We start from the raw sequence: 12,431 nt of genomic DNA, 5'->3' as shown, positions 1-12,431 counted from the left end.
CCCCCCCGGCTACGGCGCCCAGTCGGGGTCGCGGCCGAAGGCGGCGACGAGGCGGTCCTGCGGGTCGGCGTCCGCCGGCACGTCGACCTCCGACCGCACCAGTCGGCCCTGTTGGTAGTCGCCGATCCGCTGGCTGAACCAGCGGGCGCACTCGGCGACCGCGGCCGCGTCCAGCCGGGGGTCCGCGCCGATCGCCACGGCCAGGTCCCAGCCGTGGATCAGGTGTTCCGCGATGAGCTGGCGCAGGTACTCGTCCGCCGGGGTCTCGCCGGCCGAGAGCGCGACGGTGCGGTCCAGCGCCCCGGGGTGGGTGAACGCCAGCTCCGCCTGTGCCGCCGCCTCCCGGGCCGCCCCGACCGGGTCCGGGCCGAGCAGGTCGCCCTCGTAGCGGTCGCCGACCTCCTCGATGGTCCGGCCGGCGAGCAGCGGCACGCACCAGCGGTCCTCGCCGACGACGTGGTTGACCAGCCCTCGGACGTCCCAGTCGGGGCAGGGGGTCGGGTCCGACCACTGCCCGGGGCCGACCAGCTCCACCCGGTCGGTGAACTCGGCCAGGCTGCGGCGGTACGTCTCCAGCGGGTCCATGCCGACGATTGTTCCGGCTGGCCCCGGGGACCGAGCCGTTTTGCCCGCTTCGGGGCCGGCCGGGTGCTTTCGCCGAGAGCGCGGCGGCCGGCGGCGACGCCCGGGGCGGCGTCGAGGCGGGCCGGGTCAGTCGAGCTGGTCCGGGTCCAGCCCCAGCTCGCGGGCGGTGACCAGGCGGACCCACTCGGTGAACTGGCGGCGGGAGATCACCCGGTCATGCACCGCGAGCTGCACCGCCAGGCCGTCCATGACCGCGCTGATCCGCCACGCGGCGCCGGCCGGGTCGGCGCACTCGAAGGTGCCGTCGCGGACCCCTTCCCTGATCACCGTCGCCAGGTCCTCCCGCCAGCGCAGGTCCAGCCGGCGGGAGACCTTCTCCAGCTCCGGGGTGCGCAGCGACTCCGCCCAGCCGTCGATCCACATGGCCCAGGACGTCGCCCTGCCGGCGGGGGTGTAGAGCTTCACGATCCTGCGCAGCTTGGTCAGCGGCGGGGCGCTGGACCGCATCACGGCGTCCAGCCTGGCCAGGTCCTGCTCGACCGCGTACGCGAACGCCTGCGCGAGGAGCCGGTCCTTCGTGGCGAAGTGGTAGAAGACCAACGCCTGGCTCACCCCGGCCGCCTGCGCCACGTCGGCCGTGCGGGTGTTGGCCAGACCCCGTTCCACGATCACGTCACAGGCCGTGCGCAGCAGGGCATCCAGGCGGATCTCGGCCGCACGTCTCGTCACGCCGTTACCGTAGCCCATGCGGTTGAACACGGGCAGTCACCGATCACGGCCCGTCCGCTCTCGTCAGAGTCGGAAGCCGGACAGTTTCGCCTGTTCCCCGGCGGCCTCCCGCGCGCCGGCCCGCCGCCGCTCCGCCGCTCCGCCGCCCCGGGGCGGCGGTCGTCCCGACCCATCCTCCTAGGAAGCCTTGGGGCGGGGGCGATCGTCACCGCCGGACGCGCCGAGAGGCACCCCGATTTGGCAACCGCTCGTCGGCTCGGCTAAAGTTCTCACCCGTCACCGGTTAACGCCGGAGACACGCGGACGTAGCGCAGCTGGTAGCGCATCACCTTGCCAAGGTGAGGGTCGCGGGTTCGAATCCCGTCGTCCGCTCGGAGATGCCGCCACGCATGACGGGGGCAACCTCGGTGGGGTGGCCGAGAGGCGAGGCAACGGCCTGCAAAGCCGTGTACGCGGGTTCAAATCCCGTCCCCACCTCGGCAACAGGCGAGGGCGATTGGCGCAGTGGGAGCGCGCTTCCTTGACACGGAAGAGGTCACTGGTTCAAACCCAGTATCGCCCACCAGCAGGAAGGCCCGTCACCATCCGGTGACGGGCCTTCGCCATCTCCGGAACCGCCTCCGACAGGGGGCGCTCCGGCGCCACGACACGGCGACCGCCCCGCCCGCGGTGTCGTCGCGGACGGGGCGGTCGCGCCTCCCCCGGAACCCGACCGGACGCGTCCCCCGTTGCGGCGCGTCCGGACGTTCGGTCGGTGGATCACCGGAGTGCGGGCCGGACCGTGGGTCCTGGCGACTCGCCGAGCCGGCGCACCGGGCTTGGGATGGCCGTGGCCGTCGACGATCCAGCCGTCCTCCCGCACGTCACCGCCGGGGTCGGCCCGAACCGGCGAGGCGACCGGGCCGGCGTGCGCCGGCCCGCCGGACACCGCCCCCGTGGCCCGGGGCCCGGACGGTCCCCAGCACCACGACCGGCGACGCGGCGGCCGCCATCAGCGCACGGGTCTTGTTCCTCATTCCGGGCCCTCCCAAGGCGTGCGGGTGGCGGGCCGGCGGCGCGCGTGTCCCGTCGCCCGACCCTGCGCCCACAGGCTAGAAAGCACCCCCGGCCGGGCGCGAGGACCGATCCGCACAGCGATGGCGCGGGCGGTGTCGGGCTGCACAGCGGCGGGAGCCGACGACCGCTCAGGCGCCCGGGCGCCCGGCGAGGCCGCCCACCGGGTCCCCGCCGGTGGCCGCGTCGAGGATGCGCACGGCGAGCCAGAGTTCGTGCCGGGCGCTCGGCCCGCGCAGCAGGGAGCGTCCCAGCGCCTGCTCGGCCCGGCCGAGTCGTTTGCGGACGGCGGACACCGAGACCCCGAGCGCGGCGGCGGTGTCGGGCAGCCGCGCCTCGGCGCGCAGCCACGCGCGTACGGTCGCCAGGCCGACGGGGGTCGCCCCGCTCGCCAGGGGAGCGACCTGACCGCGCGCCCAGAGGCGCAGGGCGGGGGTGGCCAGCAGCCGGTCGAGGCCGACCCACCGCGTGTCGTCACCGGCGGGCACGTCCATCCGCGCGGTCCCGGCCCCCCGGTCGCGACCGGCTGCGCCGCTTCCGCCGAGGTCCGCGCCGGGCGGGTGCGGCGAAGCGCTGTCCGGCCCGTCGGCCGGCGTCGCGGCGGGACCGAGCAGGTGCAGGGCCAGCCACGCGACCGACTGGTCGGAGACCCGGGAGAGGTCGAGGTCGAGGCGGTCGCGCAGCACGGCCAGCCGGGCCGCCAGGGTGTTGCGGTGGATGCGCAGGTGGCGGTGGGCCGCGCCGTCGAAGGCGAGCCAGGAGCCGAGGGTGGCGAGCAGTTCCGGCCCGTCGGGGTCGATCCGCCGGGCCGGCCGGTACGACAGGCACGGCGCCAGCAGCGTCCGAGCCCACTCCTGACCGTCGGCGCCGAGCAGGGCGCGCAACTCCGTCGCCCGGTCGAAGCGGCAGTGCCCGTCCGGCCCGTTGCGGGCCACCGCGAGGGCGTGGATCGCCTGCTCGTAGCCGGCGGCGGTCCGGCGCAGCGGGACCGGCTCGCTGACCCCGACCCGCGTTCCCGGCACCCGTCCGGTGACCAGTCGGCCCAGCGCGTCCGCCTCGCGGGCGTCCGGCGGTCCGGCGCGGTCCGGGGCCGGCACCAGCGCGATGAGGTGCCGGGAGCGGACCGGGCAGGGCACCACCCAGGCCCGCCCGCCCAGCGCGCGGGTCACCTGTCCGGCCGCCTCGCCGCGCCGCCGGGACGCGCACTCGACGACGCACACCCGGACCAGGTCGGGCAGGTGGGGGCGCAGCGCCGCCGCGATGCGCCGGGCGGGCGCCACGTCGCCGACCATCAGCAGGTGCAGCACGGCCTCCCGGCTGCGCACGTCGCCGGCGGCGACCCGGCGCCGGGCCGACTCGGAGCGCTCCAGCCGCCAGCAGAGCCCGAGGAGGCGCGCCGCGTCGGCGAGCAGGTCGCCGGGGACCGGGTCCGCGGGGTCGACCACCGCGAGCCAGGGGGCCGGGTCCGTCCCCTCGTCGGGGTCGCAGCCCGCGCCGTCGTCGGGCGTCCCGTCGCCGAGGGAGACCAGGTGGACCGTGGGCGTGCCCGCGCCACCCCGCACGGCCACCGGCGTGCCGCGTCCGTGCAGCTCGGGTACGACGCGGGCGGCGTCGGCCAGCACGCGGCGGTCGAGAGGACTCCGGCCCGGGCACACGGTCAGCAGGGTGCCGTCCACGCCGATCAGGGCGGCCGCGGCGGACCGGCAGGCGAGCCGGTCGAGGATGGCCGGGACGGGGTCGGGGCCGGCGGCGAGGCGGGTCATCGCGATGACGGCCTCGCCGCGTTCGGAGCGGAACCGCGACGGTGGCCGTCCGAGCGTTCGCGACCCGTCCAGCTCCGTACGCATGACAGCAGACGGTATTACCCAGGTGGGGCGGGTCACGAGGCGAGCCGGCCGAGGGGTGACGCCGGGCACTGCCGTCCTCCGGCAGCGTGCCCGGTCCACCGTCGGATGGCGGCGCGGCGCCGGAGGGAGCTGCGGCGTCGCGCGGCGCCGGGGGAGCGGCGCGGCGTCGCGCGGTGCCGGGGGGCGGCGCGGCGTCGCGCGGTGCCGGGGGAGCGGCGCGGCGCCGCGCGGTCCGCGCGGGTGGCGTACGGCCGGCACCGGGCCGGCGACGGCGACGGGCCGCCACCCTCCCGGGTGCCCGGCCCGTCCCTCGCGGTGCGGATCCCGCGACCGTCCAGCTCCGTCGGCCGCGCGGACGTCAGGTCAGAGCGGCGGTGCGACGTCCCGGCGCTCCTCGACCCGCCGGTACTCCACCGGCTCGGTCGTGCTGACCACCTGGCGGCGACGGCCCCAGATGAGGGTGGTCATGATGAGGCCGAGCACCCCGGCCGCCATGAGGATCCAGCCGACGATGTCGAGGTTGATGCCGCCGAGGCTCGCGTCGAGCGCGAAGGTGAGGATCGCGCCGAGCGCGATCAGGAAGATGCTGGTGCCGATACCCACGACAGCCTCCTTGGTCACAGGGGATGTGGTGCGCTGTCGAAGGACGCCATTACCCCGTGGCTGACCAGCGCAACCATCCCGGTCGGGTAGAGTTTCCTCCGTCGCCGGCGAACGCCGGTGGCACGCGGACGTAGCGCAGCTGGTAGCGCATCACCTTGCCAAGGTGAGGGTCGCGGGTTCGAATCCCGTCGTCCGCTCGCGATCCGCCTGCTTGGTGGTCCGGCTTGCCGGGCCGGGCGGTCACCCCAGGGCGATTGGCGCAGTGGGAGCGCGCTTCCTTGACACGGAAGAGGTCACTGGTTCAAACCCAGTATCGCCCACCAACATCTGCCCACCGCACCGCCGCGGTGCCCGTCCGGGGCGCGGCTCAGTGGGCGATCGCCAGCGCGAACGGCACCGGCCCCAGGGCGGCGACCAGCGGCCGGACCATGAGCACAAAGGACTCGGGCCACCAGGCGTTCGCCACCGCGCCGAGGTCGACGATCCGCTCCGGCGCCCAGCCGAGGTCGGTGAGCAGGCCGGCCACCACCTTCTTCGCGTCCGGGTCGTCGCCGCACAGGAAGGTCGACGGCGGCACGGCCAGGCTGGCCGGGTCGGCCATCAGCGACGGCGGTCCCACCGTGTTCAGCGCCTTCACCACGCGGGTCTCCGGCAGCGCGCCCTGCAGCTCCTGCGCGAGGTTCCCGTAGCGCAGGCGGGACGCGAAGCCGTCCGGCCCCTGCTCCACGGCGTTGGAGACGTCGACCAGCACCTTGCCGGCCAGGACCGGGCGCAACCGGCGCAGCACGTCGATCGACACCGCGCCGGGCAGGGCGTTGACGACCAGCTCGGCGGAGGCGGCCGTGGCCTCCAGCCGGTCGCGGGAACCGACGAGAACCTGGTGGCCGGCGGCGGACAGCGCCGGGGCCAGTGCGCGCGCGACGTTGCCGGCGCCGAGGATTCCGATCACGCTCATGCCCCGACGCTAATCTGGGGTGCCGCCTCACCGGCAGTACGCACTTCAAGGTGCCTGGAGGATCCGATGGCCACCACCAGCACGGCCGACCGCCGGGCCGGTGCCCGCTCGGCGTACCTGATGTCGCTCGCCGCGTGCCCGACGCACCGCGTCCTCGACCGGATGGGTGACCGCTGGGTGAGCCTGATCCTCAAGGAACTCGCGTCCGGACCGTGCCGCTACGGCGAGTTGGCCCGCGCAGTCGCCGGCGCCACCCAGAAGATGCTCACCCAGACGCTGCGCGGCCTGGAACGCGACGGGCTCGTCGCGCGGTCCGTGACCGATGCGGTGCCGCCCCGCGTCGAATACCGGCTGACGCCGCTCGGGGAGAGCCTGCTCCCGGTCATGGCGGTGGTGACCGAGTGGGCCGAGCGGCACATCGGCGACGTCGACGCCGCGCGGGTGGCCTACGACTCGGTCACCCGGCGCTGACCGCTCCGCCGCCTCGCGGTGCCCCGCTCAGCCGCGGTTCTCGCCGGACCGGGGGCCGGTCGCGGCGTAGACGGCGAGCTGCACCCGGTTCGCGTTGCCCGTCTTCGTCATCAGGTTGGCCACGTGGGTCTTCACGGTGGTCACGCCGAGGTGCAGCCGAGCGGCGATCTCCGGATTCGACAGCCCGAGGCCGACCAGTGCGAGCACGTCGCGTTCGCGGTCGGTGATGCCCTGCGGCGCCTGCGTCGGCGCCCGCATCGCCTGGGTCCGTACCGCCTGCTCGACCAGGCGGCGCAGCACGGCCTGGCTGAACGGGCTGTCGCCGGCCGCCGCCCGGCGCACCCCGTCGAGCAGTTCGTCCGGGCTGCTGTCCTTCACCAGGAAGCCGCAGGCACCGGCGGCCAGTGCCGGATAGAGGTGGTCGTCGTCGTCGAAGGTGGTCAGCACCACCACCCGGACCGAGGGGCGCTGCGCCAGGATGCGGGAGGTCGCCGTGATGCCGTCGACGCCGGGCATGCGCAGGTCCATCAGGACGACGTCGGGGTGCAACTGCGCGGCGAGGCGGACCGCCGTCGCGCCGTCGGCCGCCTCGCCGACGACCTCCATGTCGGGTACGGACTGGCACAGCATCCGCAGACCGGCGCGGACCAGTTGTTGGTCGTCGACGAGGAGGACCCGGATCACGTCGTGGCTCCCGTGGGCATCAGGGCGGTCAGGCGCCAGCCGGACTCCGTCGGGCCGGCCTGCAACCGGCCGCCGAGGACCTCCACCCGCTCGCGTAGGCCGACCAGGCCGTGACCGCCGGACGCGCCGGTGGCGGGTCCCGCCGACCCGCCGAAGTCCCGCAGGTCGAACTCGACCTGATCGTCGCTGACCCGGACCGACAGCCGCGCCCGGGCGGTCGTCCCCGCGTGTGTGGCCACGTTGGCCAACCCCTCCTGGGTGAGGCGCAGCACGGCGAGCGCCGTGCGAGAGTCCAGCCGGACGACCTCGGGGTCGATGTCCACCTGGACGGTCAGGCCGATCTGGTGGCTGCGGTCGACCGCGGTGCGCAGGGCGACCGGCAGGCCCTCGGGTTCGACGAAGGACGCGTACCGGGTCGACCCGGGATCGCGGAGCACGGCGACCAGGCGGCGCAGGTCGGCCAGGGCGCCCGCGCCGGTCGCGTGCACGTCGTCGAGCACCTGCCGCACCCGCGGGTCGTCGAGCGGCAGCACCCCGCGGGCCACCCCGACGCGGAGCACGATCGAGGCCACGTGGTGGGCCACCAGGTCGTGCAGTTCGCGGGCGATGGCGGTGCGTTCCTCGGCGCGGACCCGGGACATCTCCTCCCGGGCGCGGTCGGCGGCCTGCCGGTTCAGCTCGCCGAGCGCCCGCACGTGCATGCCCAGCAGCAGCGGGCCGGCCACCGCGGCGGTGGCGGCGTACAGCACGGTCAGGGCGACGTCGAGCAGTTCGTCGTAGTCGGAGAGCATGCTGCCCGCGATCGCGACCGCCAGGCCGCACCACACCTGCCGGCCGGAGCGTCTCGCGCCCAGTTCGAACATCGCCCACGCCAGCGCGACCGTGGGGACGGCGTCGTTGTCGGCGCCGAAGAACCAGCCGGCGGCGAGCGCCGCCGATATTCCGCACACGACGGTGACGGGGGACCAGATCCCGACGTAGCCGAACGCGATGACCCCGATCGCGAGGAACCGGTCGAGGAGGCTGAGGGTCTGTCCCCCCGGCGCGAGGACGAGGTAGCCGACGCCGCTGAGCCCCACGACGGTGAGCCGGACCGCGGTGTGACGTTCCTCGAACAGCCGCCCCACCCAGAGCATGCCGCTCATCCTAGGCGGCGGGCGGCACGGGACGTAGCCACGAGATCGCCGCGGCGACGGCCGTCGCCACCACCAGCGCGGCGAGCGCGGCCAGCGTCGTCGCGTCCGGTGCGATGAGCGGCTGGCCGCGGAGCGCCTGCCAGGTCACGAGGACGAGCAGCCCGCCGTAGGCGAAGGCGAACACGATCACCAGCCGGCTTCTCCGAGCGTCGTCCTTGACGACCAGCGGCAGCAGCATCGCGAACAACAGCACCGCCTGGAGCCCGTGGATGCCGACGAAGTGGCCGACGCGGAGGTCACCGCCGGTCGTGCTCCACCCGGTCACCGGCATGCCGGGCCCGCCGTCGGGCACCCCGACGGCGTGCGCGCCCATGGTGGTAGCGAGGCCCTGCTCGTCGAGTGCGAGTTGCGCCGCCGTCGGGGTGACCATGGTCAGCCCCTGCAACAGGCCGGCCAGGAGAAGCACCAGACCCAGCCGGACGGCCCACGTGCCCGCCCGGTCCGGCATCCCGTCCCGCCAGAGCAGGACCGTGATGACGGCGGTCGCCAGCCACAGCACCACGATGAGGGCGCCCATCGCGCCCCACAATCGCTCGTCGAGGGGCGTGGCCTCGTTGAAGTGGCTGGCGCGACCGCGGGCCGCCTGGAAGACGATGATGCCGACCTCCAGCACGGCCGTGACGGCGATGACGGCCCCGGCCAGCCGCGCGATCCGCCGGCCCCGGCGCAGATGTGCCAGCAGCCAGGCCAGGGTGAGCGCGTAGAACACGAAGGAGAGGGCGAACTTGGTCGGCTTGAGCCAGATCGGTACGCCGCCGAGCACACGGTCGTCGGCGTACAGGCCGACGGCGCTGATCACGAGCAGGCCGGCCATGACGGCGGCGAGGAAGGTCAGGGAGGCGCTGCCCCGCAGTGCGGTACGCAGTGGTGTGGTCATGGATCGACGATCGCCACCAGCGGTGCCCGGCACCTCCTGCCGCGAGGCCAGACCGGGCTCCTGCGGCCGGCCGGTGCCTCCTCCGACAGCAGGAGGCCGTGCGGGCGGCTGCCGGTTCTGCCGTGGGCAGATCCGCTCACCGTGAACATCGGGCCGGATCGCCGCGTTGGACCGGCACAGTAAGCGCATGAGACTGCTGGTGCTGGGCGGGACGGGTTTCGTGGGTGGCGCGACGGTGACCGAGGGGGTGCGTCGGGGCTGGTCGGTGACGGTGTTCAACCGGGGTCTGCACGGCACGACGCCGGAGGGCGTACGCCGGTTGCGGGGTGACCGGAGCGCGCCCGACGGCCTGACGGCGCTGGCGGACGGCGAGTGGGATCTGGTGGTCGACACCTGGGACGGCGCGCCCCGGGCGGCGCGGGACGCCGCCCGCGCGCTGGTCGACCGGGTCGGCAGCTACGTCTATGTCTCCAGCGGCTCCGTCTACGCCCCGCCCGTCGCCAGCGGCGTGGGCGAGGACGCCGCCGTGGTGGACGCCGAGCCGGACGCCGACGACGGCGACTACGCGCACAACAAGTCCGGCGGCGAGCGGGCCGTGCGGGAGGTGTTCGGCGACCGGGCGCTGGTCGCCCGGGCCGGGCTGATCCTCGGGCCGGGGGAGGACATCGGCCGGCTGCCCTGGTGGCTCGGGCGGGTCGCCCGGGGCGGGGAGGTGCTGGCGCCGGGCCCGGCCGACCTGCCGTTGCAGTACGTCGACGTGCGGGACCTGGTGGGCTGGATGCTGGACCGGGGCGCCGAGGGGCGGGGCGGGACGTTCAACGTGGTGAGCCGCACCGGGCACGCGACGATGGGTGAGCTGCTCGACGCCTGCGTCGCGGCCACCGGCGCGGACGCCCGGCTGCGCTGGACCGATCCGGAGCCGATCCTGGCCGCCGGCGTGGTGCCGTGGAACGACCTGCCGGTCTGGATCCCGGCCGGGCACGAGTACCGCTGGCTGCAGGAACGCGGCGTCGAGCGGGCGTACGCGGCGGGGCTGACCTGTCGCCCGGTGGCCGAGACGGTCGCGGACACCTGGGCGTGGCTGCGGCAGGTCGGCACGGTCCCGCCGCGGGCCGGACGCCCGCAGCGCGCTCCCGTCGGGCTGGCCCCGGAGCGGGAGGCGGCGCTGCTGTCCGCGACGGGCGCGGCGGGCGCCTGACCGTAAATTGATGGCAAGGCATCAGTACGTGCGGGCGCTCGTGTCGCAGCTCTCGGGAACCCCGAGGTCGGCGGAAAACTCGACGAGCTTGTCGTGACCGCACCGCCCGATGCCCCATAGCGCAAGATCGTGAGCAGGTTTGATACCCCCGCCGGGCACGCCTGGCGGGGGTATCAGCGTGATCGGCGGGGAGGTCGATCTGGATCGGCCTGGTCAGGCCCGCGCTACCGGCAGAATCAGCACGTCGTCCACGTCGCGGCGTGGGGTCGGCCAGCCCGGCTGGCCGTACCCGATGCGCATCACCATCTGCGGGGTGCCGAACCGTCCCAGCGACAGCCGCAGCTGCTCCCGCGCGCTGGGCACCTCGATCGGTTGGGACAGCATGGACACCGCCAGCCCCGAATCCGTGGCGGCCAGCAGCACCCGCTGCAACGCCTGCCCGGCGACGACCTGGTCGACGGCGGTGTTGCCCGGCGAACCGAGCACCGCCACCAGCGGCTCCGGCTCGAAGTCCCGCCCCGGCGCCCGGTTGAGCCCGCCGAAGCCCCGAGAGGGCAGCAGGTCCTGCGGCTCGCCCTGCGGGCCGCCCGAGGAGGCCGGCACGCCGTCCGGGGCGGGGGCCGAGCGCACCCACTCCTCGCGTTCGGCCACGTACGCCGGATCGCGTTCGAGGACCCGGTGGGCGCTGCGGGCGATCTCGGCGAACGCGTTCACCGCGCTGACCCCGATCAGCAGCTCCAGCCAGCATCCCTCGACGCGGGCCGCCTCACCGAGGCGCCAGCGGGCGTCGGCGGGCACCGGGTCCGGCCAGAACGGCGCCCGGTTGCTGAACCGGCGGGGGATGGCCGCGTGCAGGGCCTGCTCGGCGGGGGTGGGACGGCGCGGCACGTCCGGGACCAGTCGGGCCACCACGTCCGGCTCGGCCGGGTGGGGGCGCAGCCGCACCTTCGCCGGGGTGCCGGCCGCGGCCAGGGAGAGCCGCAGGTTGAACAGCGCCGCCCCGCAGGCGATGCGGACGCCCCAGCCGTTGGGGTCGGTGGCCGGCAGGCGCCGGGCCGGGTCGACCAGCACCTCGATGCCGCCGTCGCGCAGCCGGAACCGCCACGGCTGGGTGTTGTGCAGCGACGGTGCCCGTACGGCGTCGGTCGCGGCGGCCCTCAGCTGCTCGACGGTGAAGCCGGTGTCCATGGTTGTGCTCCTTCCGTGGCAGTTCGTGCCGCCCCCGTCTGGTACACCTCCACGGTGCGTCAGCGGGCCGGGGCGCGGGCAGGGCCGGACGTCCCGTCCCGCCGGGCCCGACCGGCCCCGTCCCAGCTCAGGGACCTTCGGTCCGGCGAGTGGCCCGCCCTGTCCGCGCCCTGACGAGCCGACGACCGGCCGGCGAGCGGGGCGACGGCGGTTCGGGACCTTCGGCCCGTGCGGGATCCAACCGGGAGGGGGTAGAAACGGGGGATGATCCGCGTGTTCCTGCTCGACGACCACGAGGTCGTCCGCCGTGGCCTGGCCGACCTGCTGCAGAGCAGCGGTGACATCGAGGTGGTCGGCGAGTCCGGCCTGGCCCAGGAGGCGGCGCGGCGCATCCCGGCCCTGCGGCCCGACGTGGCGATCCTCGACGCGCGGCTGCCCGACGGCAACGGCATCGACGTGTGCCGGGACGTCCGGGCCGTGGACTCGTCGATCAAGGGCCTGATCCTCACCTCGTACGAGGACGACGAGGCGCTCTTCGCGGCGATCATGGCCGGCGCGGCCGGCTACGTGCTGAAGCAGATCCGCGGCACCGACCTGGTCGACGCGGTGCGCCGGGTGGCGGCCGGCCAGTCGCTGCTCGACCCGGCGATCACCACCCGGGTGCTGGAGCGCATCCGCAGCGGCGTCGAGCAGCCCCGCGAGCTGAAGTCGCTCACCGAGCAGGAGCGGCGGATCCTGGAGTACGTGGCCGAGGGCCTGACCAACCGGGAGATCGCCGGCAAGATGTTCCTGGCCGAGAAGACGGTGAAGAACTACGTCTCCAGCGTGCTGGCCAAGCTCGGCCTGGAGCGCCGCACCCAGGCAGCAGTCCTGGCCACCCGCCTCCTCGGCAAGACCCACTGATCAACCGCACTCACGTCCGCGCCGCCCCACCCGCTCTCTTTCCTCGCCGATCTTGCAGTTTCTGCCCTCGAAATGAGGTACTTGCCCCTTATGCCGGGGCAGAAACTGCAAGATCGCGAGCCAGAAGGGGCGGGGCGGTGGG

General features: G+C 74.9%; 12 protein-coding genes and 5 tRNA genes. 8 read left to right on the top strand and 9 right to left on the bottom strand.

All coding sequences use genetic code 11. The annotated features are described in order from the left end of the window. Nucleotides 1-9: 9 nt before the first annotated feature. On the bottom strand, nt 10-585 hold the full coding sequence (locus ACSNOB_RS29735; protein ID WP_436690501.1) for a TIGR03086 family metal-binding protein: 576 nt from the start codon (nt 583-585) through the stop codon (nt 10-12). Nucleotides 586-711: 126 nt separating this feature from the next. Beyond that, complete coding sequence (locus tag ACSNOB_RS29730) at nt 712-1,314, bottom strand: TetR/AcrR family transcriptional regulator (protein WP_436690499.1); 603 nt, start codon at nt 1,312-1,314, stop codon at nt 712-714. A gap of 299 nt (nt 1,315-1,613) precedes the next feature. Between ACSNOB_RS29730 and ACSNOB_RS29725 the strand changes: the two genes are divergently transcribed. The 3 genes from ACSNOB_RS29725 (at nt 1,614) to ACSNOB_RS29715 (ending at nt 1,879) form a co-directional block, all read left to right on the top strand. Beyond that, a tRNA-Gly gene (locus tag ACSNOB_RS29725) sits at nt 1,614-1,686 on the top strand. A gap of 34 nt (nt 1,687-1,720) precedes the next feature. Continuing rightward, a tRNA-Cys gene (locus tag ACSNOB_RS29720) sits at nt 1,721-1,791 on the top strand. A 13-nt stretch (nt 1,792-1,804) separates the two neighbouring features. Beyond that, nucleotides 1,805-1,879 (top strand) — tRNA-Val (locus ACSNOB_RS29715). Nucleotides 1,880-2,498: 619 nt separating this feature from the next. On the opposite strand, the gene ACSNOB_RS29710 is transcribed toward ACSNOB_RS29715, so the two are convergent. Together ACSNOB_RS29710 and ACSNOB_RS29705 are read right to left on the bottom strand one after the other, a co-directional pair. Continuing rightward, complete coding sequence (locus tag ACSNOB_RS29710; protein WP_436690497.1) at nt 2,499-4,214, bottom strand: helix-turn-helix domain-containing protein; 1,716 nt, start codon at nt 4,212-4,214, stop codon at nt 2,499-2,501. 363 nt (nt 4,215-4,577) lie between these two features. After that, nucleotides 4,578-4,817: a DUF6458 family protein gene (locus ACSNOB_RS29705; protein WP_393104507.1), complete on the bottom strand. Its 240-nt coding sequence runs from the start codon at nt 4,815-4,817 to the stop codon at nt 4,578-4,580. A gap of 124 nt (nt 4,818-4,941) precedes the next feature. On the opposite strand from ACSNOB_RS29705, the gene ACSNOB_RS29700 reads away from it, so the two are divergent. Beyond that, nucleotides 4,942-5,014, top strand: a tRNA-Gly gene (locus ACSNOB_RS29700). 51 nt (nt 5,015-5,065) lie between these two features. Continuing rightward, nucleotides 5,066-5,140, top strand: a tRNA-Val gene (locus ACSNOB_RS29695). 44 nt (nt 5,141-5,184) lie between these two features. Here ACSNOB_RS29695 and ACSNOB_RS29690 read toward each other — a convergent pair. After that, nucleotides 5,185-5,772, bottom strand: a complete 588-nt coding sequence (locus tag ACSNOB_RS29690) for an NADPH-dependent F420 reductase (protein WP_436690495.1) — start codon at nt 5,770-5,772, stop codon at nt 5,185-5,187. Between the two features lie 66 nt (nt 5,773-5,838). On the opposite strand from ACSNOB_RS29690, the gene ACSNOB_RS29685 reads away from it, so the two are divergent. Beyond that, nucleotides 5,839-6,243: a winged helix-turn-helix transcriptional regulator gene (locus ACSNOB_RS29685; RefSeq protein WP_436690493.1), complete on the top strand. Its 405-nt coding sequence runs from the start codon at nt 5,839-5,841 to the stop codon at nt 6,241-6,243. A gap of 27 nt (nt 6,244-6,270) precedes the next feature. Here ACSNOB_RS29685 and ACSNOB_RS29680 read toward each other — a convergent pair whose 3' ends face one another. Genes ACSNOB_RS29680 through ACSNOB_RS29670 form a run of 3 tightly spaced genes read right to left on the bottom strand, consistent with a single transcriptional unit; the run spans nt 6,271 to nt 9,000 of the window. Then, complete coding sequence (locus ACSNOB_RS29680; protein WP_436690491.1) at nt 6,271-6,927, bottom strand: response regulator transcription factor; 657 nt, start codon at nt 6,925-6,927, stop codon at nt 6,271-6,273. Further along, nucleotides 6,924-8,063, bottom strand: coding sequence for a sensor histidine kinase (locus ACSNOB_RS29675; protein ID WP_436690489.1), 1,140 nt, complete (start codon nt 8,061-8,063; stop codon nt 6,924-6,926). Before ACSNOB_RS29675 ends, ACSNOB_RS29680 begins: the two co-directional genes overlap by 4 nt. Before the next feature lie 10 nt (nt 8,064-8,073). Next, a complete protein-coding gene (locus tag ACSNOB_RS29670; RefSeq protein WP_436690487.1) occupies nt 8,074-9,000 on the bottom strand; it encodes a hypothetical protein in 927 nt (308 codons plus the stop codon). A 187-nt stretch (nt 9,001-9,187) separates the two neighbouring features. On the opposite strand from ACSNOB_RS29670, the gene ACSNOB_RS29665 reads away from it, so the two are divergent. Next, nucleotides 9,188-10,198, top strand: coding sequence for an NAD-dependent epimerase/dehydratase family protein (locus ACSNOB_RS29665; RefSeq protein ID WP_436690485.1), 1,011 nt, complete (start codon nt 9,188-9,190; stop codon nt 10,196-10,198). 213 nt (nt 10,199-10,411) lie between these two features. Here the strand turns inward: ACSNOB_RS29665 and ACSNOB_RS29660 are convergent, their stop codons facing one another. Continuing rightward, nucleotides 10,412-11,386: an Acg family FMN-binding oxidoreductase gene (locus tag ACSNOB_RS29660; RefSeq protein WP_436690483.1), complete on the bottom strand. Its 975-nt coding sequence runs from the start codon at nt 11,384-11,386 to the stop codon at nt 10,412-10,414. 264 nt (nt 11,387-11,650) lie between these two features. Here ACSNOB_RS29660 and ACSNOB_RS29655 point away from each other — a divergent pair, with 264 nt between their 5' ends. After that, nucleotides 11,651-12,289: a response regulator gene (locus ACSNOB_RS29655; protein WP_091096280.1), complete on the top strand. Its 639-nt coding sequence runs from the start codon at nt 11,651-11,653 to the stop codon at nt 12,287-12,289. Nucleotides 12,290-12,431 lie beyond the last annotated feature (142 nt).

It is taken from the genome of Micromonospora sp. URMC 106, assembly GCF_051386395.1.
Lineage (GTDB): Bacteria > Actinomycetota > Actinomycetes > Mycobacteriales > Micromonosporaceae > Micromonospora.
This window is presented reverse-complemented; position numbering and strand designations above follow the sequence as displayed.

What these genes read in the sequence shown, in the direction of transcription:
- ACSNOB_RS29735 (WP_436690501.1), bottom strand. Translation starts at nt 585, where the DNA reads ATGGACCCGCTGGAGACGTACCGCCGCAGCCTGGCCGAGTTCACCGAC.
- ACSNOB_RS29710 (WP_436690497.1), bottom strand. Translation starts at nt 4,214, where the DNA reads ATGCGTACGGAGCTGGACGGGTCGCGAACGCTCGGACGGCCACCGTCG.
- ACSNOB_RS29690 (WP_436690495.1), bottom strand. Translation starts at nt 5,772, where the DNA reads ATGAGCGTGATCGGAATCCTCGGCGCCGGCAACGTCGCGCGCGCACTG.
- ACSNOB_RS29685 (WP_436690493.1), top strand. Translation starts at nt 5,839, where the DNA reads ATGGCCACCACCAGCACGGCCGACCGCCGGGCCGGTGCCCGCTCGGCG.
- ACSNOB_RS29675 (WP_436690489.1), bottom strand. Translation starts at nt 8,063, where the DNA reads ATGCTCTGGGTGGGGCGGCTGTTCGAGGAACGTCACACCGCGGTCCGG.
- ACSNOB_RS29670 (WP_436690487.1), bottom strand. Translation starts at nt 9,000, where the DNA reads ATGACCACACCACTGCGTACCGCACTGCGGGGCAGCGCCTCCCTGACC.
- ACSNOB_RS29665 (WP_436690485.1), top strand. Translation starts at nt 9,188, where the DNA reads ATGAGACTGCTGGTGCTGGGCGGGACGGGTTTCGTGGGTGGCGCGACG.
- ACSNOB_RS29660 (WP_436690483.1), bottom strand. Translation starts at nt 11,386, where the DNA reads ATGGACACCGGCTTCACCGTCGAGCAGCTGAGGGCCGCCGCGACCGAC.
- ACSNOB_RS29655 (WP_091096280.1), top strand. Translation starts at nt 11,651, where the DNA reads ATGATCCGCGTGTTCCTGCTCGACGACCACGAGGTCGTCCGCCGTGGC.